The organism is Rahnella sp. RFA10(1/100) (assembly GCF_004195115.1).
GTDB lineage: Bacteria > Pseudomonadota > Gammaproteobacteria > Enterobacterales > Enterobacteriaceae > Rahnella > Rahnella perminowiae.
The window spans coordinates 111,267-134,235 of sequence record NZ_SEWR01000002.1; the positions used below are offsets into that span (position 1 = coordinate 111,267).

Annotated in this window: 24 protein-coding genes and 1 pseudogene; 14 read left to right on the forward strand and 11 right to left on the reverse strand. The window is 52.7% G+C overall.

The features are described from left to right. Positions 1–3: 3 nt before the first annotated feature. From ETV65_RS07275 to hycA, 3 genes are all read right to left on the reverse strand, one after another. Positions 4–1,908, reverse strand: a complete 1,905-nt coding sequence (locus ETV65_RS07275; RefSeq protein ID WP_129952242.1) for a proton-conducting transporter membrane subunit — start codon at positions 1,906–1,908, stop codon at positions 4–6. Further along, positions 1,905–2,516: a 4Fe-4S dicluster domain-containing protein gene (locus ETV65_RS07280; RefSeq protein ID WP_165383720.1), complete on the reverse strand. Its 612-nt coding sequence runs from the start codon at positions 2,514–2,516 to the stop codon at positions 1,905–1,907. Before ETV65_RS07280 ends, ETV65_RS07275 begins: the two co-directional genes overlap by 4 nt. 165 nt (positions 2,517–2,681) lie before the next feature. Then, positions 2,682–3,149 carry a formate hydrogenlyase regulator HycA gene (gene hycA / locus ETV65_RS07285; RefSeq protein ID WP_129952244.1) on the reverse strand — a complete coding sequence of 156 codons (468 nt, stop codon included), beginning with the start codon at positions 3,147–3,149 and terminating at the stop codon, positions 2,682–2,684. 360 nt (positions 3,150–3,509) lie between these two features. Between hycA and hypA the strand changes: the two genes are divergently transcribed. The 6 genes from hypA (at position 3,510) to flhA (ending at position 9,334) form a co-directional block, all read left to right on the forward strand. Beyond that, positions 3,510–3,854 carry a hydrogenase maturation nickel metallochaperone HypA gene (gene hypA, locus ETV65_RS07290; protein ID WP_129952245.1) on the forward strand — a complete coding sequence of 115 codons (345 nt, stop codon included), beginning with the start codon at positions 3,510–3,512 and terminating at the stop codon, positions 3,852–3,854. Between the two features lie 31 nt (positions 3,855–3,885). Beyond that, positions 3,886–4,677, forward strand: coding sequence for a hydrogenase nickel incorporation protein HypB (gene hypB, locus ETV65_RS07295; RefSeq protein ID WP_129952246.1), 792 nt, complete (start codon positions 3,886–3,888; stop codon positions 4,675–4,677). Beyond that, a complete protein-coding gene (hypC, locus tag ETV65_RS07300; protein WP_129952247.1) occupies positions 4,668–4,946 on the forward strand; it encodes a HypC/HybG/HupF family hydrogenase formation chaperone in 279 nt (92 codons plus the stop codon). Before hypB ends, hypC begins: the two co-directional genes overlap by 10 nt. Continuing rightward, on the forward strand, positions 4,946–6,118 hold the full coding sequence (hypD, locus tag ETV65_RS07305; RefSeq protein ID WP_129952248.1) for a hydrogenase formation protein HypD: 1,173 nt from the start codon (positions 4,946–4,948) through the stop codon (positions 6,116–6,118). The genes hypC and hypD overlap by 1 nt, the downstream gene beginning before the upstream one ends. Further along, positions 6,111–7,133, forward strand: a complete 1,023-nt coding sequence (hypE, locus tag ETV65_RS07310; protein WP_129952249.1) for a hydrogenase expression/formation protein HypE — start codon at positions 6,111–6,113, stop codon at positions 7,131–7,133. Before hypD ends, hypE begins: the two co-directional genes overlap by 8 nt. A 101-nt stretch (positions 7,134–7,234) precedes the next feature. Continuing rightward, positions 7,235–9,334: a formate hydrogenlyase transcriptional activator FlhA gene (flhA, locus tag ETV65_RS07315; protein ID WP_129952250.1), complete on the forward strand. Its 2,100-nt coding sequence runs from the start codon at positions 7,235–7,237 to the stop codon at positions 9,332–9,334. Between the two features lie 4 nt (positions 9,335–9,338). Here flhA and ETV65_RS07320 read toward each other — a convergent pair whose 3' ends face one another. Genes ETV65_RS07320 through ETV65_RS07330 form a run of 3 tightly spaced genes read right to left on the reverse strand, consistent with a single transcriptional unit; the run spans position 9,339 to position 10,631 of the window. Beyond that, positions 9,339–9,881 carry a DUF4865 family protein gene (locus ETV65_RS07320; RefSeq protein WP_129952251.1) on the reverse strand — a complete coding sequence of 181 codons (543 nt, stop codon included), beginning with the start codon at positions 9,879–9,881 and terminating at the stop codon, positions 9,339–9,341. Further along, positions 9,881–10,285: a tautomerase family protein gene (locus ETV65_RS07325; protein ID WP_129952252.1), complete on the reverse strand. Its 405-nt coding sequence runs from the start codon at positions 10,283–10,285 to the stop codon at positions 9,881–9,883. The genes ETV65_RS07320 and ETV65_RS07325 overlap by 1 nt, the downstream gene beginning before the upstream one ends. 22 nt (positions 10,286–10,307) lie before the next feature. After that, a complete protein-coding gene (locus ETV65_RS07330; RefSeq protein ID WP_129952253.1) occupies positions 10,308–10,631 on the reverse strand; it encodes a carboxymuconolactone decarboxylase family protein in 324 nt (107 codons plus the stop codon). Positions 10,632–10,735: 104 nt separating this feature from the next. Between ETV65_RS07330 and ETV65_RS07335 the strand changes: the two genes are divergently transcribed. After that, positions 10,736–11,617: a LysR substrate-binding domain-containing protein gene (locus tag ETV65_RS07335; protein ID WP_129952254.1), complete on the forward strand. Its 882-nt coding sequence runs from the start codon at positions 10,736–10,738 to the stop codon at positions 11,615–11,617. A gap of 10 nt (positions 11,618–11,627) precedes the next feature. On the opposite strand, the gene ETV65_RS07340 is transcribed toward ETV65_RS07335, so the two are convergent. Further along, positions 11,628–11,828, reverse strand: coding sequence for a DNA polymerase III subunit theta (locus ETV65_RS07340; RefSeq protein ID WP_129952255.1), 201 nt, complete (start codon positions 11,826–11,828; stop codon positions 11,628–11,630). A 155-nt stretch (positions 11,829–11,983) separates the two neighbouring features. Here ETV65_RS07340 and yghX point away from each other — a divergent pair, with 155 nt between their 5' ends. Beyond that, positions 11,984–12,889 (forward strand): YghX family hydrolase, encoded by a 906-nt coding sequence (yghX, locus tag ETV65_RS07345; protein ID WP_129952256.1) that lies wholly within the window; start codon positions 11,984–11,986, stop codon positions 12,887–12,889. 52 nt (positions 12,890–12,941) lie between these two features. Here yghX and yghU read toward each other — a convergent pair whose 3' ends face one another. Together yghU and ETV65_RS07355 are read right to left on the reverse strand one after the other, a co-directional pair. Continuing rightward, positions 12,942–13,787, reverse strand: coding sequence for a glutathione-dependent disulfide-bond oxidoreductase (yghU, locus tag ETV65_RS07350; RefSeq protein ID WP_129952257.1), 846 nt, complete (start codon positions 13,785–13,787; stop codon positions 12,942–12,944). A 91-nt stretch (positions 13,788–13,878) separates the two neighbouring features. Continuing rightward, entirely contained in the window at positions 13,879–14,940 is a 1,062-nt protein-coding gene (locus ETV65_RS07355; RefSeq protein WP_129952258.1) for a LacI family DNA-binding transcriptional regulator, read from the reverse strand. A 285-nt stretch (positions 14,941–15,225) separates the two neighbouring features. On the opposite strand from ETV65_RS07355, the gene ETV65_RS07360 reads away from it, so the two are divergent. Genes ETV65_RS07360 through ETV65_RS07375 form a run of 4 tightly spaced genes read left to right on the forward strand, consistent with a single transcriptional unit; the run spans position 15,226 to position 20,086 of the window. Continuing rightward, positions 15,226–16,401: a Gfo/Idh/MocA family oxidoreductase gene (locus ETV65_RS07360; RefSeq protein ID WP_129952259.1), complete on the forward strand. Its 1,176-nt coding sequence runs from the start codon at positions 15,226–15,228 to the stop codon at positions 16,399–16,401. Positions 16,402–16,403: 2 nt separating this feature from the next. Beyond that, the gene (locus ETV65_RS07365) at positions 16,404–17,471 is read left to right on the forward strand and encodes a Gfo/Idh/MocA family oxidoreductase (RefSeq protein WP_129952260.1); all 1,068 of its coding nucleotides are present in this window, start codon (positions 16,404–16,406) and stop codon (positions 17,469–17,471) included. Positions 17,472–17,485: 14 nt separating this feature from the next. After that, entirely contained in the window at positions 17,486–18,508 is a 1,023-nt protein-coding gene (locus ETV65_RS07370; RefSeq protein ID WP_129952261.1) for a Gfo/Idh/MocA family oxidoreductase, read from the forward strand. Positions 18,509–18,547: 39 nt separating this feature from the next. Beyond that, positions 18,548–20,086 carry an MFS transporter gene (locus ETV65_RS07375; RefSeq protein WP_129952262.1) on the forward strand — a complete coding sequence of 513 codons (1,539 nt, stop codon included), beginning with the start codon at positions 18,548–18,550 and terminating at the stop codon, positions 20,084–20,086. Between the two features lie 43 nt (positions 20,087–20,129). Here the strand turns inward: ETV65_RS07375 and ETV65_RS07380 are convergent, their stop codons facing one another. Then, complete coding sequence (locus ETV65_RS07380) at positions 20,130–20,657, reverse strand: GNAT family N-acetyltransferase (RefSeq protein WP_129952263.1); 528 nt, start codon at positions 20,655–20,657, stop codon at positions 20,130–20,132. A gap of 232 nt (positions 20,658–20,889) precedes the next feature. Here ETV65_RS07380 and nlpA point away from each other — a divergent pair, with 232 nt between their 5' ends. Next, positions 20,890–21,708 carry a lipoprotein NlpA gene (gene nlpA / locus ETV65_RS07385; protein WP_129952264.1) on the forward strand — a complete coding sequence of 273 codons (819 nt, stop codon included), beginning with the start codon at positions 20,890–20,892 and terminating at the stop codon, positions 21,706–21,708. 68 nt (positions 21,709–21,776) lie between these two features. On the opposite strand, the gene ETV65_RS07390 is transcribed toward nlpA, so the two are convergent. After that, entirely contained in the window at positions 21,777–22,055 is a 279-nt protein-coding gene (locus tag ETV65_RS07390; protein ID WP_129952265.1) for a DUF3761 domain-containing protein, read from the reverse strand. A 563-nt stretch (positions 22,056–22,618) separates the two neighbouring features. On the opposite strand from ETV65_RS07390, the pseudogene ETV65_RS25135 reads away from it, so the two are divergent. Continuing rightward, a pseudogene (locus ETV65_RS25135) lies at positions 22,619–22,968 on the forward strand (CHAP domain-containing protein). The last annotated feature ends 1 nt before the right edge of the window (position 22,969 follow it).

The window sequence follows — 22,969 nt, forward strand, 5'->3', positions numbered from 1 at the left end:
TCCTCAGGCAAAAGCCACGACCAGCAACACGGCCAGTTCGATGAGCGCCAGACGACGGCAGAAAGCCCCCAGCCAGCCACGGTGCAGCGCAGCCACCAGCGGCACGGGTGTCATGTGCTGACGCAGACGATAAAGCGGGGCAAACATCACGCGCAGCGGCTGAGCAAAACCGGTCGCCGTCACCACCATGGCAGCGCAATGACCGTAGCCACAGGCCCAGGCATCGCCGCGTGAACGGTTTGGGAGACGGGAGCCGCGCAATGCCGCCGCGATAATCCATGGCAGCAGCGGCATGCCCAGCAGCAGCAGCGCGATCATCGGTGCAGATACGGCGGACGTGTCAGAAAACACCACGCCATGCGCAGCTGCCGGTAAAACAGACGCATTCAGCACCGAGGCGGCCACGGCAGAAAAATGCGGAATAATCCATGGCGAGGCGACACCGGAAAGTACACACAACAGCGCCAGCAATACGCTGCTCAGCGTCATCATCCTCGGGGCCGGCGTGGCTTCTGCCGCCGCCTGACTGCGGGGTGAGCCTAAGAATGTGACGCCAAAGACTTTGGCAATACACATCAGGGCCAGTGCACCGGTCAGCGCCAGACCGGTTGCCAGTAAAGGCCCGAGCAGACGTGCGATAAACACATGACTGGCGCTCAGCTGGAATAAAGACTGGTAGAGCAGCCATTCGCTGGCAAAGCCATTCAGCGGCGGCAGCGCAGCCATCGACATCAGGGCAATCAGCATCGCCACGGCGGTCCACGGCATCAGACGGGCGATCCCGCCGAGTTTTTCCATATCCTTAATGCCGGTCTGCATTTCGATTTCACCGGCACCGAGGAACAGCGCAGTTTTAAACAGCCCGTGATTGAACAGGTGGAATAATCCGGCCAGCAGGGCGAGTGAGGCCAGCAGCGGCAGATTCAGTGCCACGCCCACCATGGCACCACCGACGCCGAGCAGAATAATCCCGACGTTTTCCAGAGTGTGATAGGCCAGCAGACGGCGGATATCATGTTCCATCAGTGCGTACAGACCGCCGATAAATGCGGTCAGGATCGCCAGAAGCAATACCATCAGGCCCCACCAGAGTGGCGGTGCACCCAGCAGATCCAGACCGACTTTTACGATGCCGATAATGCCGATTTTCATTAATGCAGAAGAGAACAGAGCGGCGGCGTGGGCGGGGGCGCTGGAATGCGACTGCGGCACCCAGGCGTGCAGCGGGATAATTCCGGCATACAGTCCGAAGCCGGCCAGCGCCAGCAGGAATGCCAGAGATTTAGTGCCCGGCGTAAACGTTGTGTGGCGAAGCACCTCAAAATCCAGACTGCCACCGGCGCGATGCAGCAGTGCAAACGCCAGAATCAGACACAACGTGCCGAGGCGGCCGGATAAAAACTGATTCAGACCGGCACGTCGGCTTTTCACATCGTCGGTCTGGACGATCAGGAAATAAGCACACAGGGCGGCCATTTCCATCATCATGATCAGTTCAGCCGCATTGGCGGAAATCGCGGCGGCGGTCAGCGCTGCCAGCAGCAGATTACATAACGAACCGGTGCGGGCGCGCTGGCGCGGACGGGCATTCGCCAGCCAGGCGCAGGCATACAGGCTACTGCACAAGGCTGTTACGGACATCGCCAGTAATAACAGCGCATTCAGCGGGCTGAAGCTGGCGCGGTAAGGCAGAACCGGCAGCGTGAGTGTCACTGATGTGCCATTGCTCAACATAAGAATCGCAGCAAGAATGACGGCTACCGATGCGATCATGCCGCCGGTGCCTGAAATCAGACTGCTGATTTTTGCAGCCCCGGCCAGCAATCCGCAGGCGATACCGCTGAGAACCCAGACCAGCATTGCCAGCGTCATCAGCGACGCCGGATCCAAAGCTAATAATGCCGTCATTGTTTGGCCTCCGTGTCAGGCGCACTAAAGGAAGTCAGCCCGGCCGGAAATACATTCATTGCATTCAGGCGTTTTTGCTGACTGGCGTTTTCAGACAGACTGGCCGTGACCAGGGTGATGGCCTGCGTAGGGCAGGTCCTGATACACGCCGGCCCTTCAGGGCTGAAGCTGCATAAATCGCATTTGACCGCCACCGCGCGCACTCCCGGCACGCAATCCAGAAACGGGCTGACGGCCCGTGGATCTCGCGGGGCGGGCAGGGCTTTGGGGGTATTGCAGTCGCGTGGAATATCCAGCGGTGCGCTGCCGGAAAAGGTAATGGCGCCGAACGGGCAGGCAAGCCCGCATAGCTTGCAGCTCACACACAGACTTTCATTGAGATGAATGGCGTCATTTTCACGGGTGATAGCATTGACCGGACACACCTGTGCGCAGGGGGCATCTTCACACTGGTGACACATCACCGGCGCGGAATCCAGACGGTTACGCATCACCTGTAAACGGGGAGCAGATTGCAAACCGTGACGCTGGTGCTCCTGCGAACAGCTGGCCATACAGGTATTGCAGCCAATACAAAGTTTCGCATCGGCTATCACATATTGATTCATGGCATTTTTAAAGCTCATGAAGTCTCCTTGGTATTTCGTCAAAGGTGACGAAATCGGCACTTAAATTGACATTTCGACATTTATGTCGGAATTGATCCCAGTAAAAGTTCGGCAATAAAAAATATTTCTGTTGTGCCGAAGGGGTAATGTATTTCCGAATGTAAATCAGGCGTGGCTAAGTAATTTATCGAGTTGGGAATGAATCGGCTGATTACTTTTCAGTGAGTCAAAAATACATTGATAAATAGCCGAAATTTTATTGAGATAATGTTCAAGCACGGCGTTTTTATCTTTAATGTCCACGGTGCCATCAACCCGGCCTTCTTCGCTCAGCGTGGCGTGTGCAAACACTCTGAAGACAGGGTCTTCACCGTTGTGTGCCATGTTCAGGCTGTAAACGATATCCTGACTGTAGAAGTCGTCGCTGAGATGAATGCTGACTGAAAAATGGTTAAACAGCGTGAAGCGGATATCCTGATCTTCGCCGCAGCTGAATTCATGGTTTATCTTTTTATTTGAATGAGTTATTGCCTGTATCAGGCTGTTTTGATACGTGCGCCATTGTAACTTCAGGTGGCTGTTTTTACTGGCTATGTAATCCGCTTTGCTGGTCAGTTCACTGAGAGTGCTCATTGTTATTACCCGTTATTGAGGTGTGCGTAAGTGCCTTTCCGGTGCGTCTTTATGCCTAAAATGACGACGAAAATACGGCGCATACAACACTACTGGCATAAAACGTGCCAGTTTCGGATTTTATTGAATATTTCTTTTATTATCATGTGGTTGTGGAATTCCCGTGCTGAATGCCGGGCCGCATGGAAAACATGGTGACATGTCGAAGGCACTGTATTTCGACATATATGACGGACGATGTCAGAGTTATTCCGCTATTTTATTTTCAGCCCTGTTTACACCTGTCGAAAAATTCTGGCACCAATATTGCTACTCATGTTTCCATGCGCTCTTTATTAATCTCCTGACGGAGGAGAAATAATGCACGAGATTACGTTGTGCCAGAATGCCGTAGAAATAATGCAGCAATTTGGACGACAAAATAATGCCCGGCGAATTACGGCGGTATGGATGGAAATTGGCGCATTTTCCTGCGTTGAACCGGAAGCGGTGGAATTTTGCTTTGAACTGGCGTGTCGCGAAACCCTCGCCGAAGGTTGTGAATTACATCTCGTGACACCGGCAGCAGAAAGCTGGTGCTACACCTGCCAGCAGGACATCTCCTTACTCAGCCCCGGTGTGCTGCTGTGTCCGCAATGTGGCGGGCGTGATGTACGGGTGGTGGCCGATGACGGCATGAAAATTAAACGAATCGAAATCGAATAACGGGTGCCCGATATGCCCGGGGGAGAAAGCTATGTGCAGTACCTGCGGTTGCGCCAGTGGCGAACTTCGTATTGAAGGTGTCAGCCCTGAACACGTTCATCAACATTCCCATGATCACATTCATCCACATGATCATTCCCACGATCACCGCCACGGCCTGCAGTTTGCGCCGCGACGGCTGGTGGACATCGAAATGGATGTGCTAGCCAAAAATAATCATATTGCCGCCCACAACCGCGAGCATTTTGCGGCAACGGGCATTCTGGCCCTGAATCTGGTGTCCAGCCCCGGCTCCGGTAAAACGACACTGCTGACCTGCACGCTGACCCGGCTGGCACCCTATTTTGACTGTGCGGTAATAGAAGGCGACCAGCAAACCACGAATGATGCTGATCGTATCCGTGCCACCGGTGTACCGGCGATTCAGGTCAATACCGGTAAAGGCTGCCATCTGGATGCACAAATGGTTCACGATGCGCTGCATCAGTTGTCGCCTAACAATAACAGTCTGCTTTTTATTGAAAATGTCGGCAATCTGGTGTGTCCGGCCAGCTTTGATCTGGGGGAATTGCACAAAGTGGCAGTGCTGTCCGTCACGGAAGGCGAGGACAAACCGCTGAAGTATCCGCATATGTTTGCGGCGTCGCGTCTGATGATCCTCAACAAAATCGATCTGCTGCCGTATGTCAGTTTTGACGTCGACGCCTGCATTGCCAATGCGCGGCAGGTGAATCCGCAGATTGAAGTGATCCGGCTTTCTGCCACCACCGGCGAAGGCATGGATCTGTGGCTGACCTGGCTGGAGCAGCAACGATGTGCATAGGCATTCCGGGGCAAATCGTTGCGCTGCACGACCAGCAGCCCGATCACGCCTGGGCAGAAGTCTGTGGTCTGCGCCGCGAAGTGAATATTGCACTGGTGTGCGACGGCCAGCCACAAATGCTGATCGGCGGCTGGGTATTGATCCACGTCGGCTTTGCATTAAGCAAACTTGATGAACAGGAAGCACAGGAAACGCTGGCTGCGTTGCACGCGATGGAAGAAGTGGAAGCCGATGTCGCCCTGTTTCTCGGCGCGGGAGAGACAAAATAATGCGTTTTGTTGATGAATTCCGTGATCCGAAACTGGCGAAAACGCTGATTGAAAGGCTGCATCAGCGCGCGGCATTGCTGCCTTATACCGCTGAAAAACCGATGCAGATTATGGAAGTGTGCGGTGGTCATACGCATGCCATTTTCAAATTCGGGCTGGATAAACTGCTGCCACCGCAACTGGAATTTATTCACGGGCCGGGGTGTCCGGTGTGTGTGTTACCGATGGGGCGGATTGACGCCTGCTGCGAAATTGCCGCGCACCCCGGGGTGATTTTCTGTACCTTCGGCGATGCGTTGCGCGTGCCCGGCCAGCATGGCTCGCTTTTGCAGGCGCGCGAACGCGGTGCTGATGTACGCGTAGTGTATTCCCCGCTGGATACGCTGAAACTGGCGCGTGAAAATCCGGCGCGTCAGGTGGTGTTTTTCGCCCTTGGTTTTGAAACCACGCTGCCGGTTACCGCCGTTACGCTGCAACAGGCGCGACGCGAACGCCTGTCCAATTTCAGTGTGTTCTGTCAGCACATCAGTCTGATGCCAACCTTACGCAGCCTGCTTTCGCAGGATGATGTGCGGATTGACGCTTTTCTGGCACCCGGTCACGTCAGCATGGTGACAGGCACCGCACCTTATCATTTCATCAGTGAAGAATTTGGCAAGCCGCTGGTGATAAGCGGCTTTGAACCACTCGACATGCTGCAAAGCGTGCTGATGCTGGTGGAACAAGTTTGCGAGGCATCGTGTAAAACCGAAAATCAGTACCGCCGCGTGGTGCCGGAAGAGGGTAACCTGCTGGCACAGGAAGCGATGCGGGAGGTGTTTACGCTTTCCGGCAGCAGTGAGTGGCGCGGCCTGGGCGTGATTGAAGCCTCAGGAATTACCCTGACGCCTGCCTATGCCCCGATGGATGCGGAGCGGCGCTTTAATCCGCAGGCACAGCCGGTGGCAGACGATCCCCGCTCCCGTTGCGGTGAAGTCCTGACCGGGCGCTGTAAGCCACATGAATGTCCGCTGTTTGGCAGCGGTTGTACGCCACAGAATGCATTTGGTGCGCTGATGGTGTCTTCCGAAGGCGCATGTGCGGCATGGTATCAGTACCGTTATCAGGAAACGGCGAGTGCGAATAAACCGCCGCAAAAACAGATAAAACAGAAGGTAAGCCAGGATGAGTGATCGCAAAGACGTCGTCACTATGGCGCATGGCAGCGGCGGCCGTGCCATGCAGCAGATGATCGAACATATGTTCCTCAGTGCGTTTGATAATCCCTGGCTTAACGAACAGGAAGACGGCGCCCGGTTGTCGCTTGCCAGCCTGAATGCACTGGGGGACCGGCTGGCATTTACCACAGACAGTTACGTTATCGACCCCGTCTTTTTCCCCGGCGGCAATATCGGCAAGCTGGCGGTGTGCGGCACGGCGAACGATCTGGCGGTATGCGGCGCGACACCTGCCTATCTTTCCTGCGGCTTTATTCTGGAAGAAGGATTAGCGCTGGATGACTTACAGAAAATAGTAAGTTTGATGGCGCAGACGGCACGGGAGGCGGACATTGCCATTGTGACCGGTGACACCAAAGTCGTGCAGCGTGGGGCAGCCGATAAAATCTTCATTAACACGGCCGGAATAGGCGTGATCCCAACCGCCGTGAACTGGGGCGCCGCTATGATAAAAGCGGGGGATAAAGTCATCGTCAGCGGGACGCTTGGCGATCACGGTGCGGCGATCCTGAATTTGCGGGAAAATCTGGGGATGGATCTGGGCGTGGAAAGTGACTGTGCAGTGCTGGCCCCGATGATTGCACCGCTGCGACCGCTGGCCGGTGTCCATGCCTTACGCGATGCCACACGCGGCGGAGTGAATGCAATTCTGCATGAATTCAGCGCCGCCAGTGGGTTGGGGATCGCCATCGACGAAACTGCCTTGCCGGTTAAACCGGCAGTGCGTGGTATCTGCGAATTACTGGGACTGGAACCGCTGAACTTTGCCAACGAAGGCAAACTGGTGGTGGTGGTATCCGCCGGGGCCGAAGAAAAAGTGCTGAAGCTGTTACGCCACCATCCGCTCGGAGCCGGTGCTGCGACGATCGGTGAGGTGACGGTCAATCCACAGGTGTGTCTGCGCGGCGCACTGGGGGTTTCCCGCCAGCTAATGTTGCCCCACGCGGAGCCCTTACCTCGCATTTGTTGATCTCGTCAGGGGGCTGACTGCGCCGAAAGGGGTAGAATTTTCGCTGTTCTCCGAGGTTAAAAAAGCTTGTTTCCAAAATCACGTTATCCAGAGCCAACGCTATGCAGAGTGCAACAATGAGCACCACAAAACACAAAGGATTACTGGAACTGACGCGCACCTTGTTGCTGCAGCAGACCATGACATCGCTGCTGGAAACCCTGACTCAGGTGATTCAGACTGCCGGTATTGCGGAAGCCGTAACACTGGTGTTGTTCGACAATAACAGTGAACGCGTCAGCTTTTATGGTATCGATCCTCATCATCAACCGGTCAGTTATGAGGATGAAACGCTGCTGGCGACAGGCCCGGTGCATGCGCTGTTGAAGAATCCCAAAACGCAGGTCTGGCGCAGCGAAGCGCTGCATCTTCGCTATCCTCAGCTGGCTGCGCTGAATCTGTATCCGGCGTTTACCGATTATTGTCTGGTCCCTTTACTGGCTTCTTCCGGGTTGCTGGGCGGCTGCGAATTTACCCGTCAGCATGCGACCCCGTTCAGTGAGGAAGACAAAAATGGTCTCTATGACCTTTGCACGCTGGCTGCCATTGCGGTCGAACAAATCCAGTTGCGCGAAAACGCGTTGCTCCAGCAATCGCTGCTACGCCATGAACGTGACGATTTCCGTATTCTGGTCGATATCACCAATGCCGTCCTGTCCAAGCTGGATCTCGACGAACTGACCGGTGAAATCGCCAAGACTATTCACCACTTCTTCCACATTAACGCCATCAGCATTGTGCTGTGTGATGCCGATAAAGACAGCGAACAAGCCAGTGTTTACGCGACCCATTACGTGCAGACGCACGTTGCGGAGCGTGAACAGTCGCGCATGTCGCTCGACGGATCACTGGAACAGCAGGTGATGAAAAATGGCGAAATGTTGCTGACTAATGTGCGGGCTGCGGAAGAGCCGGATGATGAAAGCACATTGTTCCAGCTGTTATGGCGGGATCAGACCAAAACCCTGTGCATTCTGCCGTTACGTTTTGGTCATAAAACGCTGGGCGTTCTGAAACTGGCACAGTGCCAGCCGGATAACTTCAATTCCGCTAACCTGCGGGTGTTACAGCAGATCGCCGAACGCATTGCGATTGCCGTGGATAACGCGCTGGCCTATCAGGAAATTAAAAGCCTGAAGGAGAAACTGCAACACGAAAATCTGTATCTCACCGAGCAGATCAACAGCAATAATCCGGATTTCAGCGACATTGTCGGGCGCAGCTCCAGCATGTCAGCGGTACTGAAACAGGTGGAAATCGTAGCGAAAAGTGACTGTTCGGTGCTGATCCTCGGCGAAACCGGCACCGGTAAGGAACTGATCGCCCGTGCGATCCATAATCTGGGGGATCGTCGTGATCAGCGGATGGTGAAAATGAACTGCGCAGCCATGCCTGCCGGCTTAATGGAAAGCGATTTATTCGGCCATGAAAAAGGCTCGTTTACCGGTGCCACCGCGCAACGTATGGGCCGTTTTGAGCTGGCCGACAAAGGCACGTTATTCCTCGATGAAGTCGGTGAAATCCCCGTTGAACTGCAACCCAAGCTGCTGCGCATTTTGCAGGAGCAGGAGTTTGAACGTGTCGGCGGCAATAAACTGATATCGGTGGATGTACGGATGATTGCAGCAACGAACCGCGATTTACGTCAGATGGTGGCGGATAAAGAGTTTCGCAGTGATTTGTATTACCGGCTGAATGTCTTCCCGATTGTGATCCCGCCGCTGCGTGAACGCCCTGAAGACATTCCGCAACTGGTGAAATTCCTGACCTATAAAATCGCCAAACGCATGAAACGCACCATCGACAGTATTCCGGCCGAGACCTTACGGTTGCTGAGCCGGATGCCGTGGCCGGGCAACGTGCGCGAGCTGGAAAATGTTATCGAACGCGCCGTATTGCTGACCCGTGGAACGGTGCTGGATTTACAACTTCCTGAACTGAATTACCCGTTGCCGGTGTCGCAGCCGGTGCCGGTGGCCTCCGCGCCTGATATTGCGTCCGCTCCGCACCTGAGTGAGGAAGACGAGCGCGAACGCATCCTTCAGGTACTTAAAGAAACCAACGGCGTGGTCGCCGGTCCGCGTGGCGCGGCGCAACGTCTGGGGTTAAAACGCACGACACTGTTGTCGAGAATGAAGAAATTAGGCATCGCCGCGCATTAACCGGTCAGACTGCTTTTACCGCACCGGACAATGAAATGTGGCCGATGCGGTAATTCTGTCCACCGCCTGCCAGCGGGTTTCTCCCTGCCGTAAAATGTATTTTCTTCCAGTTTGTTGTATCCCGGGCGGTGACGTCGATCAGCCTGTCATTGATGTTTTCCTCAGCTAATGGCGCAAGATCACTGAACGGTGCGATGTCCGTTATCTCTCTTTTGGCGTAAACCGCTTGTGCGACATCATTACTCATTTTTGCTGCCAGCACCGGATAAACCCGGATCTGCGGCCAGCCGAAGGCGTTGGCGACACCCTGAAAACCCGCTCCTGAAATAAAACGGTTCATGCCTGACACGCCCTGCCACAGATAAAACGGCGCGTAGATATTTTCTGTACTGCCGGTTTGCGGGCAGTCACGGCGGGCGTAGAGATACGTTTTGAAAATAAGCCCAGCCAGGCCATCAGTCCGGTATCCGTTATCGGCAATGCGCTTTTCAATAATGTCCATGTCGTAATCTGCGGGCAGCGTAAAACTGTATTGCATGGCAATCATCAGGCGGCTCCCTGCGGGATGCTGAACATGTCGCCGTGACTGAACGACCAGTCTTCCGGCCGGGTAAAACTCACCACCACCATCACATCAGCCGGCGAAATGCCCAGCGTGATGTGTAGCTTTTCGGCCAGATGCCGGAACAGTTGCTGTTTCTGATAACTGTTACGCGGTTTACCTGCCGTAATGTGAAACAGCAAAAAATCGTCCGAACGCCGGTCATTTTCGCCCGCTAAATAGGTGGGACTGATCACCCGCTGGCGGCGGACCGCCGGTTCGAACAGCTGAAAACAATCCTCTGCGGGCACGGAAAAGTGATCAACCAGTGTTTCCTGCAATGTGGCTGAAATGGCGTTCTGCCAGGCGTCCGCGCGGTGAGCAGGTAAAGAGATTCGGGTAAAAGGCATCGTCGGTTCCTCCGGTTACTGGTTACTGATCATTGAGAGCGGCGAAGCGGCTCAGGGCAGACGCGGCGGCGGGCCATCCGGCATAAAACGCCAGATGAGTGATCACTTCCGACAGTTCGGTATGTGTGACACCGTTGCTGACCGCCAGATCCAGATGAAAAGGCAGTTGTTCACTGCGGCTGAGGGCAATCAGTGCGGCAACAGTGATCAGGCTGCGGTCACGCGCAGACAGTTCATTTCGTTTCCACAGATCGCCCAATAACACCTGTTCCGTCAGTTCTGCCAGTTTGGGTGTCAGGCGCGACATGGTATCCAGCGTCTGCGTTTGGGAAGAGGTTGTGCTCATATCAGGCTCCTTTTTTCGGTGTGAAAAGGAGCATAAGGCGTTATGATTATCCTGAATATCGAAAATATCAGCAGCATTAATCCATAAAAACAGGATGATTAAGCATGGCGAAAAGACCGGTCACTTTTGATTCAGAAGCCTTGCGCAGTTTTGTTACCGGCATTGAGCTGGGGAGCTTTGTGCTGGCCGCTGACCGGCTGGGGCGTTCAACGTCTGCCGTCAGCGCACAGCTGAAAAAACTGGAGCAACAGGCGGGCACGGAGCTGGTACAGAAATCCGGACGGCACCTGATCCTGACCGGACGCGGCGAAGTGATGCTCAGTTATGCGAGGCGGATCCTCAGCCTGAATGATGAGGCCAGCGCCGTGCTGCTTGCCGGCGCGCTGAGTGGCAGCCTGAATCTGGGCATGCAGGAGGATTTCGGCGAAACCTTGTTACCGGCCATTCTCGGCACATTCACCCGTACGCATCCGCAGGTGCAGGTTTCGGCCAGTATTACCCGTAATCAGCAACTGCTGGACGGGATCCGGCATAACGAGTTTGATCTGGCTGTGTGCTGGCAGGCTGATGAAACGTCGCTTTTCCCGTCAAGCCGGTCGCTCGGACGTGTGCCGTTGCGCTGGATTGGCCCTGAAAATTTCAACCTGACGCATTATCAGGAAACCGGCGAACCCGTGCCTTTACTGGTGTTCGAAGCGCCATGCCTGATGCGTAATGCCGCGACGACGGCACTGGATAACGCCGGGATTGCCTGGCGTATAGCCTTCACCAGCCGCAGTCTGAGCGGAATTTGGGCAGCGATGTCGGCCGGGCTCGGGGTCACCGTGCGTACGGATTTCGGTGTACCGGCAACCGTCAGAATTTTAAGGGAATTCCCCGAGCCAGGTGACGTGGGGATCAGCCTGCACCAGAGCCTGACGCCGCCGGGCGAGGCGGCCGCCAGCCTGAGGGAGGCCATTATCGGCTTCTTTACGCAGCAATACTGAGCCGCGGTAATTACTTTTTAACCGGTTGCTGACGGTAATGTTCCAGACGTTCGCGAAAATAAGCACGCAGATGTTCCGGCTGCTCCATCTCCACTTCATCTGCGTTGACCGGCAGATTATTGCGCTCACGCACCGCGACAGTCCCGGCCGCCAGCCCGGCACTCACTTTATCCATCTCTTCTTTACTCAGCCCTGCGAGTGTTTTGTTCATGGTATCTCCTGTTGACTGCTTGCAGTTTAGCATTCTCAGCGGGCGAAAGGTTTTGCTTCCCGGCTCAGATCAGGTCTCAATTTCACCGTTGGTTTACAAAATCGTCAAAAACAGGCCATTATTTATTCTTCACTTGTCCGGAACGGAGCCTGAAGATGACCCGAATGACCGCCAGAGATTTCCCGCCTGAACTCCTCGAATACTTTGATTTCTACGTGCACGGCAAAATGACCAAACGTGAGTTTCTTGATCTCTCGGCGAAGTTTGTGGCGGGCGGATTGTCGCTGGCTGCACTGACGACGCTGATGACGCCAAATTATGCCTATGCCGAACAGGTACCCTTCACCGATCCGGATATTGTGGCGGAATACATTCAGTATCCGTCACCGCAGGGGCACGGCAGCGTGAAAGGTTATCTGGTACGTCCGGCCAACCTGACCGGCAAAGTGCCCGGCGTGGTGGTGGTGCATGAAAATCGCGGGCTGAATCCGTATATCGAAGATGTTGCGCGGCGGGTAGCGAAAGCCGGATTTGTGGCGCTGGCGCCGGACGGACTGAGTTCGGTCGGCGGTTATCCGGGCAATGACGAAAAAGGGCGCGAACTGCAAAAAAATGTCGATCCGACCAAGCTGATGAACGACTTTTTCGCGGCGGTAGAATTTCTGATGCACCACGGGACCGGCACCGGCAAAGTGGGTATCACCGGTTTCTGTTACGGCGGAGGTGTGGCGAATGCGGCTGCGGTGGCTTACCCTGAACTTGCTGCTGCCGTGCCATTCTACGGACGCCAGCCGAAACCGGAAGATGTGCCGCGTATCAAAGCGCCGTTATTGCTGCATTATGCTGAACTGGATAAGCCGATTACCGAAGGCTGGCCGGCATATGAAGCGGCGCTGAAGGCCAATGATAAAATTTATGAAGCGTATATTTACCCCGGTGTTAACCACGGTTTTCACAACGATTCGACGCCGCGTTATGATAAAGCGGCAGCCGATCTGGCGTGGGAAAGAACCGTTGCCTGGTTTAAAAAATACCTCGAATTACCGACAGAAAGTGCATAAAAGAAAAGAGCGGGAGGGTAAAATCCCCGCTCTTTTTTGTTTCAGACGCCTGTTATGATTTCAGGATGCCGTCGAAATCCGAAGCATCATGGCGCTCTTCCAGCTGTTCATCGCCCCAGGTGCGGTTCACAATGCGTCCGCGTTTAACCGCCGGACGGCTTGCGACCTCGGCGGCCCAGCGCTGGAAGTGCTTATAGGATTGGATGTCGAGGAATTTAGCAGACTCGTACAGACCGCCCTGTGCCAGACTGCCGTACCAGGTGAAAATGGCGATATCGGCAATCGTGTATTCTTCACCGGCAATATAACGGTGTCCGGCAAGCTGACGGTCTAATACGTCGAGCTGGCGTTTGGCTTCCATGGTAAAGCGGTTAATGGCGTATTCGATTTTGACCGGCGCGTAGTGATAAAAATGGCCGAAACCGCCGCCAAGATAGGGTGCGGACCCTTGCAGCCAGAACAACCAGTTCAGGGTTTCGGTGCGACCGGCAAGATCTTCAGGCAGGAATTTGCCGAACTTCTCTGCCAGATAAAGCAGGATGTTGCCCGATTCAAACACTCGGATCGGCGGGGTGGTGGAGTTATCCAGCAACGCCGGAATTTTCGAGTTCGGGTTAACGTCAACAAAGCCGCTGGAGAACTGATCACCTTCGTTGATGCGGATAATAAATGCATCGTACTCCGCACCGCTGATGCCCAGCGCCAGTAACTCTTCCAGCAGGATTGTCACTTTCTGGCCGTTCGGCGTACCAAGAGAATAAAGCTGAAGCGGGTGTTTACCCACCGGCAGCGTTTTTTCATGCGTCGGGCCCGCTACCGGACGGTTGATGTTCGAGAACTTACTGACTTCGTCTTTATTCCAGGTCCAGACTTCAGGTGGCTGATACTGTTCTGACATGACATTCTCCGCGTCTTTTTTGAGGTTACGACCCAAAAGTTTAGCAGGAGTTAATCAATGGCGACGCTGAGAATGTGCCCCCGGCAGTTGGCTAACGGGCGGTATGCTGCAACCCTTTGCGTTTCCATTTCACATCGGCTACCGACTGGCCGGCATGAATTTTCCCCTGTAACAACAGATTGAATTTCGCGCCATTGGTGCGCATCAGACGGCTTTGCAGGATATACACGGCTTCAGTTCCCAGTTCACGACATGGCAGGTGCACGGCCGTGAAATTTTGCGCTGCCGCGCTTTTCGATTCGTGAGCGAAATCCAGACTCATCACCGAAATATCTTCCGGCACATTAATACCGTGCTCCGTCAGGACTTCCACAGTCGCTAACGCCATCGGATCGCCGCCGCAGATAATGGCCGAAGGTAAGGACTCGCGTTTATGCTCCCGAAGATATTTATCCATTGTTTGTCTGGCCTGTTCCCGGCCATTGCCATGATTAATCAGCAAATGGGTTGTATCTTCGAATGCGACGTGATGCTCAAGACAGGCACGTTTAAAACCGTCCAGCCGTTGCATCATGGTTTCTCGCCGCAGGTCGGTAAACAACAACACCGGACGATGACCTTTAAGAAACAGGTAATTTGCCGCGCTGTAACCGATGGAATAATGGTCTGCCGAGACGCAGTCCAGACGCATTTCACTGTCCTTGGCATTGATCATCACCACCGGTTTGCTGGATTCTGCTGCCAGCCGGTACAGCATCACATCATCAATACCAATAATGACGATCCCGTCGACATCCGGCTGATGCAGTGCCTGCATAAAAACAGCAATATCCGGCTCATTCACCGCCAGCGTACATTTGCGCACGTGTATATCAAAGCGCGCCACTTCCGTGCTTATTTCCTGGATCACTTCATAATAATATCGGTCTTCATGCGGGGAGAAGGCGGCGGGTGGCGCGCAGATCAACAGACAATTCATTAACAGACGGCTGGCAGGAATATCGCGCAAAATACCCATGTTTCTTGCGTGGGTAAATACTTTCTCTTTTGCCTGCGGGCTGACATTTGCTTTCCCTGCCAGCACACGGGAAACGGTGCTCGGAGATAGCCCGGTTAATTCCGCTATTTGCCTGATTTTTAATTTTCCCGTCATTTTGTGATCAACGCCTCATAAGAAGATGGACTTATTGCCACGGTTAACTGTTTGTAATTCATGGGCTATTCAGGATGATAGCAAATCCCGCAAACAGCACTGCAATTCCTGTCACAAATAGCAGTTGTTGGAAAAAAAAACCATTACTACTCTCCAGAATATAAACCTCACAAACAAGAAATAAGGTATTTATCCGCGCTGAATATTTAAAGAATTCAACAGGGTGACGTCCTTTATGTCGCTTAAATTCGTCTGCTGTCCGGTAAAATATTAAGGAGTAAAATAATGTTAAAAATAGCAATCATTGGTACGGGTAATATTTCGCATAATCATATTCAGGGATATTTAGAGTTTGCTGACCGTTGCCAGATTGTTGCGCTGGTAGATATTTACCCGGAGAAAGCCGAAGAGAAAAAACGTCATTACGGCCTCACGGGAGCGAAAGTCTACGCCAGCCATGAGGACATCCTCAATGATGCGAATATCGACGTTTTTGACGTTTGTACGCCACCGTATGTTCACGCTGAGATTTCTATTAATGCGCTGAATGCGGGGAAACATGTACTTTGCGAAAAACCCATGGCGGCCTCGTTACAGGAATGCGATGCGATGATCAGCGCCGTGCAGGCGAGCGGGAAAACGTTATCGATCATTGCGCAAAATCGTTTTACCGACGCGTTCTGGCGGCTGAAAAAAGTCCTCGATTCCGGCGAGGCCGGTAAGGTATGCCATGCGCAAGTCGATTCCTTCTGGTGGCGCGGACATTCCTATTATGATTTATGGTGGCGCGGTACCTGGGAAAAAGAAGCGGGTGGTTGCACACTCAATCACGCCGTTCATCATATTGATGCAATTCAGTGGATGCTCGGTTTCCCGTCTGAAGTGGTATCGGTGATCACTAACGCCGCGCACGATAATGCCGAAGTGGAAGATCTCTCGGCGGCTATTTTCAAATACGACTCCGGCGCACTGACCCAACTGACGGCGTCGGTGGTGCATCACGGGGAAGATCAGAAAATTGTCATCCAGGGCACGAAAGCGCGCATTTCTGCTCCGTGGGATAAATACGCCAGCATTTCTGCCCCTAACGGTTTCCCGATCGATGCGCGCGATACGGATCGGGAAAACCAGCTTGAAGACATTTATCAGTCTGTCCCAAAACTCACTTATACCCTGCATACCGGCCAGATTGACAATTTCCTGACGGCACTGGAAACCGGCACCGCGCCGCTGATCGACGGCATTCAGGGCAAGCGCTCACTGGAGCTTATCGCCGCAATTTATAAATCAGCCATTACCCGCAGTATTGTCTCTTTGCCACTGACCCCTTCCGATCCGTTTTATCAGACCGGCGGGCTGATGTCGCTGGCACCGCATTTTTATGAAAAATCCGCCTCTGTAGATAACTTCGCCGATGAAGATGCAATCCCGCTCGGTAAAAACATGGATAAAGGAGCCTGAACATGAGTAATAAAGATGGTATGAACTACGCGCCGGTAGGCAAACCGCAGCCGGTGGTGAAACCCGGTGAATTCGTGATTGCCGCGGCGGCATTGGATCACGGGCATATCTACGGCATGTGCAACGGGCTGATCGAGGCGGGTGCCAGCCTGAAATGGGTTTACGATCCTGATCCGGCCAAAGTCGAAAAATTTGTCGCGCAGTATCCGCAGGTTAAGGTTGCGGATTCATTGCAGACACTCCTTGATGATAAGGCAGTGCAGATGATCGCCGGGGCAGGCATTCCGTCTGAACGCTGTGCGCTGGGGCTGAAAGTTATGGCGGCCGGGAAAGATTATTTCACTGACAAAGCGCCGCTGACCACGCTGGAACAACTGGCGCAAGCGAAGGCCAAAGTGGCCGAAACCGGGCGCAAGTATGCCGTGTATTACAGCGAACGACTGCATGTTGAAAGTGCGGTTTTCGCGGGGCAACTGGTGCAGGAAGGGGCGATCGGCCGGGTGATCCAGACCCTCGGGACGGGCCCGCACCGTGAAGGTGAAGGGCGTCCGGACTGGTTCTACGAGCGGGAACGTTTTGGCGGCATCTTGTGCGATATCGGCAGCCATCAGATTGAACAATTTTTGTTTTATACCGGCAACCATAATGCGCGCGTGGTGGCGGCACAGGCACTCAACTTCAATCACCCGCAATATCCGCACTTTGAAGATTTCGGCGACACGATGCTGGAAGGTGAAAACGGTGCGCGCGGTTATTTCCGCTGCGACTGGTTTACCCCTGAGGGGCTGAGTACCTGGGGCGACGGCCGTCTGACGCTGCTCGGTACCGGGGGTTATATCGAGATCCGCAAATATGTCGATCTCACGCTCGGCGAACAGGACGTGGTGTATCTGGTCAATCAGCAAGGCGAATTCCGTTTCCCGGTTTCCGGCCACGTCGGCTTCCCGTTCTTTGGCCAACTGATCCTTGACTGCCTGAACCGTACCGAAAACGCCATGACGCAGGAGCATGCCTTTAAAGCCGCCGAGTTGTGCGTCCGTGCGCAAATGCTGGCAAACGAAACCCACTGAAACGGGAGCAGATAATGAAAACTCTTCAGGCTGCGGTGATCGGTTGCGGAGCTATCCATACCTGCCATGTAGCGGCGATCCGCCAGAACCCGGAGTGCCGGTTACGCGCGATTGCGGAGTGCGATATCGGCAAAGGCCGGGCGCTGGCCCGGGAATACGGGTGTGATTTTTACACGGATTATCATGAGATGTTGGGGGACCCGCAGATCGACGTGGTGCATATCTGTCTGCCGCATCATCTGCACAAGGAGGCTATTCTCGCCGCACTGGCAGCCGGAAAGCATATTTTCACCGAGAAACCGGTGGCGCTGAATAGCGGCGAAGTCAGCGCCATTAAACTCGCGGAGGAAAAGGCCGCAGGACACATTGGCGTCTGTCATCAGAACCGCCTGAACCCTTCCAGCCAGAAAATCAAAATGCTGCTGGAAAGCGGGCAACTGGGCAACATGCTGAGCATCAAAGCCGTTCTGACCTGGTCGCGCAGCGATGCCTATTACAGCGAAAGCCTGTGGCGCGGGCGGTTTGCCACCGAAGGCGGCAGCCTGCTGATCAATCAGGCAATTCATACGCTGGATTTAATGCAGTGGTTTGGTGGCGGTGTTCTGGCGCTGAAAGGGGTGGTCGAAAGAACCTTTCTCAGTGATGTGACGGAAAATGAAGACACCGCCATGGCCAGTCTGAAAATGACCAACGGGGCCCGCGGATTGTTTTATGCCACCAACTGCCACAGCACAGATTCGCCGTTACTGCTGGAGATCCACTGTGAAAAAGGACTGCTGCAGTTGTATCACAACACGTTATGGCTGACTGAAGGAGAAAACAAAACATTGCTGGTCAGCGATGACAGCCCGTCAGGAGCAACCAAAAGCTACTGGGGTGACAGTCACCGTCAGGCCGTTTCAAATTTCTATTATTCACTTCGACATCCTGAAGAAAAAAATTATACCTCTGTTTCACAAGCCGGAGTGTCTCTGAATATTATCGGGGCAATCTACCGTTCTTCACAATCAGGGAAATGGATCACTCTGGCTGATTAAATAATTTATTAATTACCTCACATTCACAGGATAATAATAATGAAACCTACTGAACGCAGAGTGGGTTACGGCACGGCTATAGGCTATGGCGTAACCGACTTATTTGGTGGCGGTGCATTCGCCGTTATCGGTACCTGGCTTTTATTCTTCTATACCATGTATTGCGGATTAACCGTTTTAGAAGCGGGGTCTATTTTTGCTATTGCCCGTGTGATTGACGCCGTATTAAGTCCGATTATGGGCTATATTACCGATCACTTTGGCAATACATGGCTTGGAAAACGGTTTGGCCGCCGTCGGTTTTTCCTGCTGCTCAGCTCGCCGCTGATGTTCCTGTATGCGCTGGTCTGGATCAAAGACATGGGCTACTGGTATTATCTTGGCACGTATCTGTCGATTGAATTACTGTCGGCGATGGTGCTGGTGCCGTGGGAAACGCTGGCGGCAGAGATGACCAACCGCTTTGGCGAACGTACCCGCCTTGCCGGTGTGCGTATGATTTGCTCGCAACTCGGTGGCTTCCTGGCCGTGTCTGTGCCGGGGGTGATCATGATGTTTACCGGTAAAGATAATCCGATGACCTATACCTATACCGGTATGTTTTTCGCCACGGTATTTTGTATTGCGGTTTTCACCACATGGCTGTGTACCTGGGAAGCCAAAGATGTGCGGGATCCGGATGAGCCGGAACCGGAAATGGAAACCGGCGGCAACCTCTGGCATCATCTGAAACGTCTGGTTTTAGATTTTATCTCATCGTTTAATATCCGTATGTTTCGTCAGCATATTATTATTTATATTGCTTCCTTCACGGCCATGGACGTATTCGGTGCTGTCTTTACCTATTATGTGGTTTATGGCCTGAATCAGGATGTGGGGGCAGTTTCCGGTTATTTAAGTGTGGCGGCTTTTGTTTCTGTGCCATCGACAATTTTTTATATGATGGTTATGGAACGCCTGAATCTTTCACCGTCAGCTGCGTTGCGGATAGCTTATGGGTGTATATTTATTGTGCTGGCTGTTCTGTTTTATATTTATATCACCAAGACCTCAGTACCATTAATCCTATTTACCTCCATATTTGTTATATTAGGTTTCGGACGTTCAGGGCTTTATTATATCCCATGGAATATTTACAGCTTTATTCCGGACGTCGACGAAATAGTCACTAAAAAACGCCGCGAGGGGATCTTTGCCGGGGTCATGGTATTTACCCGTAAAAGTACCGTCGCGATTGCCATCATGATCGTTGGCCTGGTGCTGGAAGAATGTGGATTTGTGAAAGGGCAGGGCGCTCAGCCGGTCAGTGCGTTACACGCGATCATCGGTCTGATGATCTTCGCCACCGGTGCGTTGCTGGCGATCAGTTTCTATATGACTTTCAAATTCAAACTAACGCGGGATACGCATAAAATTCTGATCAAAGAAACGGCGCGCCTGAAACTGGGCGGCGCTCAGGAAGATTGTGATGAAACCGCGCGTAAGGTGATTAAAGATCTGACCGGTTACGAATACAACGAAGTCTGGGGCGGCAGCGCGACACGTAAAACCACGCGGGAAAAATTAGCGATTGAGTAATCAGTCGCCTGCGGGCAGCAACAAGGCCCGCAGGGATTTCCTGTCAGTGATCCGGTGCGGGCAGGGTCTGGTTTCCGTCCCCCAGTGCGCGCTGCATAAACACGGTGTCCAGCCAGCGGCCATGCTTAAATCCAACGCAATGCAGCGTGCCTTTCATCTGAAAACCGGCAGCGAGATGTAAGCTGATTGAGGCTTTATTTTCGCTGTCACCAACGTTACCGATCAACTGACGATAGCCGTGGGTTTCTGCCCAGTCTATCGCCCGGCGAAGCAGGGCTTTCCCCGCGCCGCGCTTCTGAAAAGCAGGAGCAATATAGATTGAATCCTCCAGGGTATGGCGGTACGCATAGCGTTCACGATAATGTCCGAGGTAGCAATATCCCTTCACTTCGCCTTCATGCAAAACCACCAGCCAGAGTAAACCTGCGTCTTTAATTTTCTTCAGACGACCCGCCATCTCGCGTTCATCCGGTGGCTGCGTCTCAAACGAGGCGGTTCCATGAAGCACGTGCCAGGCATAAATTTTCTGTATCGCAGGAATATGCTGCGCTTCGGCTTCCGTAATTTCCATTCTTGCAGGTTCTCATCAGTGATTTCTGTTTTGCCTACTCTTTCCCAAATGTATCAGGGAGAGCAAACCCTTTATCACTGATATAAGGAAAAGCTTTGGTTAGCCGGACTTAAGCGGGGCATCTATATACTTTTTTCTTCTTAGCAGTGCTTTATTGGTTTTTTAAACTGCGGTAATCCTCCTGCTATAGTCAGTCCATTGTCCATTAGCGGTTATTTTTTAAGGAAAAAAAGTGAAACTGACGTTACCTCATTTACGCACGGGTGCTGTGGTATTGCTGGCGGGATTACTGCTGGCGGGTTGTGATCAAAAAAGTGACGATACGAAGCATATCAAAGTCGGCGTGATTAATGGCGCAGAGCAGGATGTGGCGGAAGTGGCGAAAAAGGTCGCGAAGGATAAATACGGTCTGGATGTCGAACTGGTTGGTTTCAGTGGTTCATTATTACCAAATGACGCAACCGAGCATGGTGATCTGGATGCGAACGTTTTCCAGCACCGTCCGTTCCTTGATCAGGATAATAAAGCCCACGGTTATCATCTGGTGGCGGTTGGCAACACTTTTGTGTTCCCGATGGCGGGTTACTCGAAAAAAATCAAAACGGTGGATCAGCTGAAAGATGGCGCGACGGTGGCGATCCCTAACGATCCGACCAATTTAGGCCGGGCGCTTCTTCTGCTGCAAAAAGAGAAGCTGATCACCCTGAAAGAGGGCAAAGGACTGCTGCCGACGGCGCTGGATATCACCGCAAACCCGCATCATCTGAATATTATGGAACTGGAAGGTGCGCAGTTACCGCGCGTGCTGGATGATCCGAAAGTTGATGTGGCGATCATCAGCACGACCTATATCCAGCAAACCGGGTTATCACCGGTGCATGACAGCGTATTTATTGAAGATAAAAATTCGCCGTACGTGAACATTCTGGTTTCACGACCAGACAATAAAGATGCGGAAAATGTGCAGGAGTTTCTGAAATCGTATCAGTCGCCTGAAGTGGCAAAAGCGGCGGAGAAAATCTTTAACGGCGGCGCGGTGCCGGGCTGGTGATCGGCTAAACCGGACAATTTAACCTGCTGATAAACCTGAATAGCCCACTTAAAGGTGGGCTTTTTTATTCAGTTCAGCCAGGCCGCCACCCCGCCGTGCCTTGAACATGTACCCCGGCGATGCGTACTGAAACTGTATGTTCCATCCCTGCACTGAGCCGATGCGCCATCGGGCGCTTTTCCCGATTTGGTATGCGCCGGACGGTGAATTTCCTGCCCGTCTGAGTTAGTGTAATCCCCTTGCTCAATGAGTTCACTATCCTGCGACGAAGGCGGCGTATGCTGTCTGGCCACAGCCGTGTTGCATAAAAGAGCCACTGCAAAAAGGAAAAATCCCAGTAAGCGCATGATTGCACTTTTCCCTGTAGAGGTTGTATGACCTGAATGATTGACGAGGAGAATACTCCTGATAACCACATAAACAATGCTGATATTTAAACAGTAGTTTACTGACTTATTAAGTTTCGTAATGATTAGTTCAGCATCTCCTTCTATCAGGCAGGTGTAGAGAAGACATGAATCATTTAGAATCCGCTTCACTACGTTATGAAAAAATTACATGGAATTATTGCAATCGTAACGTTATTCATAGCGATACAGGGAAAGAAAAAGCGTAAATAATAAAACTAAGTGGCAATAACTCTCCGTTTATTAAGGGGCTGTATGACGTGGATCTATGATGTCAAAAAAACGTTCAGTCATAATATTTTATTTCAATGAAAATAAAGTTTTCGAGTTCGGGCATTTAACTCAATACAATGATAAATAAGAGGGCTTTTAGAGTTAATTTGAGTGTATTCATTAGGGGGATTTAAATGGCGATAAATATATAGGTTATCTATGGCACATATTAACCCAAAACAATAATTCCGGAGGCCTAATATCTGAGCGGTTTTAACGGAGAGATTAATATGACATGGAATAAAGAGGAAGCAATAAGCTGGGCAAGGCAACATGCGCAGCCTCACAGCACTGGTTATTGTGCGCGTTATGTTGCGAGGGCAATTGAGGAGGGTGGGCTTCTCATTTCTCATGCAAACGCTCATGATTTCGGTGGGTCACTAAGGGGGGCCGGATTTTATGAGATGCCAGGCGGCACCCCACCCGAAAAGGGAACGTTGCGGTAATCCAGCCGATACCAGGCCACCCCTATGGACATACCGCTATTTTTGATGGAGTAAGCTGGTACTCAGATTTTAAACAGCGAACAATGTACCCCGGCAAAGCCTATCGCCATTATCAGCCCGCCTATAAAATTTAGC

Excerpts from the sequence above, each read along its gene's own strand:
- ETV65_RS07335 (WP_129952254.1), top strand. The coding sequence starts at position 10,736 with ATGGCGAAAAGACCGGTCACTTTTGATTCAGAAGCCTTGCGCAGTTTT.
- hypD (WP_129952248.1), top strand. The coding sequence starts at position 4,946 with ATGCGTTTTGTTGATGAATTCCGTGATCCGAAACTGGCGAAAACGCTG.
- hycA (WP_129952244.1), bottom strand. The coding sequence starts at position 3,149 with ATGAGCACTCTCAGTGAACTGACCAGCAAAGCGGATTACATAGCCAGT.
- flhA (WP_129952250.1), top strand. The coding sequence starts at position 7,235 with ATGCAGAGTGCAACAATGAGCACCACAAAACACAAAGGATTACTGGAA.
- yghU (WP_129952257.1), bottom strand. The coding sequence starts at position 13,787 with ATGTCAGAACAGTATCAGCCACCTGAAGTCTGGACCTGGAATAAAGAC.
- hypC (WP_129952247.1), top strand. The coding sequence starts at position 4,668 with ATGTGCATAGGCATTCCGGGGCAAATCGTTGCGCTGCACGACCAGCAG.
- ETV65_RS07365 (WP_129952260.1), top strand. The coding sequence starts at position 16,404 with ATGAGTAATAAAGATGGTATGAACTACGCGCCGGTAGGCAAACCGCAG.
- ETV65_RS07375 (WP_129952262.1), top strand. The coding sequence starts at position 18,548 with ATGAAACCTACTGAACGCAGAGTGGGTTACGGCACGGCTATAGGCTAT.
- ETV65_RS07360 (WP_129952259.1), top strand. The coding sequence starts at position 15,226 with ATGTTAAAAATAGCAATCATTGGTACGGGTAATATTTCGCATAATCAT.
- hypA (WP_129952245.1), top strand. The coding sequence starts at position 3,510 with ATGCACGAGATTACGTTGTGCCAGAATGCCGTAGAAATAATGCAGCAA.
- ETV65_RS07330 (WP_129952253.1), bottom strand. The coding sequence starts at position 10,631 with ATGAGCACAACCTCTTCCCAAACGCAGACGCTGGATACCATGTCGCGC.
- ETV65_RS07340 (WP_129952255.1), bottom strand. The coding sequence starts at position 11,828 with ATGAACAAAACACTCGCAGGGCTGAGTAAAGAAGAGATGGATAAAGTG.
- ETV65_RS07325 (WP_129952252.1), bottom strand. The coding sequence starts at position 10,285 with ATGCCTTTTACCCGAATCTCTTTACCTGCTCACCGCGCGGACGCCTGG.
- ETV65_RS07275 (WP_129952242.1), bottom strand. The coding sequence starts at position 1,908 with ATGACGGCATTATTAGCTTTGGATCCGGCGTCGCTGATGACGCTGGCA.
- ETV65_RS07280 (WP_165383720.1), bottom strand. The coding sequence starts at position 2,516 with ATGAATCAATATGTGATAGCCGATGCGAAACTTTGTATTGGCTGCAAT.
- ETV65_RS07320 (WP_129952251.1), bottom strand. The coding sequence starts at position 9,881 with ATGATTGCCATGCAATACAGTTTTACGCTGCCCGCAGATTACGACATG.
- ETV65_RS07370 (WP_129952261.1), top strand. The coding sequence starts at position 17,486 with ATGAAAACTCTTCAGGCTGCGGTGATCGGTTGCGGAGCTATCCATACC.
- yghX (WP_129952256.1), top strand. The coding sequence starts at position 11,984 with ATGACCCGAATGACCGCCAGAGATTTCCCGCCTGAACTCCTCGAATAC.
- ETV65_RS07390 (WP_129952265.1), bottom strand. The coding sequence starts at position 22,055 with ATGCGCTTACTGGGATTTTTCCTTTTTGCAGTGGCTCTTTTATGCAAC.
- hypE (WP_129952249.1), top strand. The coding sequence starts at position 6,111 with ATGAGTGATCGCAAAGACGTCGTCACTATGGCGCATGGCAGCGGCGGC.
- ETV65_RS07380 (WP_129952263.1), bottom strand. The coding sequence starts at position 20,657 with ATGGAAATTACGGAAGCCGAAGCGCAGCATATTCCTGCGATACAGAAA.
- hypB (WP_129952246.1), top strand. The coding sequence starts at position 3,886 with ATGTGCAGTACCTGCGGTTGCGCCAGTGGCGAACTTCGTATTGAAGGT.
- ETV65_RS07355 (WP_129952258.1), bottom strand. The coding sequence starts at position 14,940 with ATGACGGGAAAATTAAAAATCAGGCAAATAGCGGAATTAACCGGGCTA.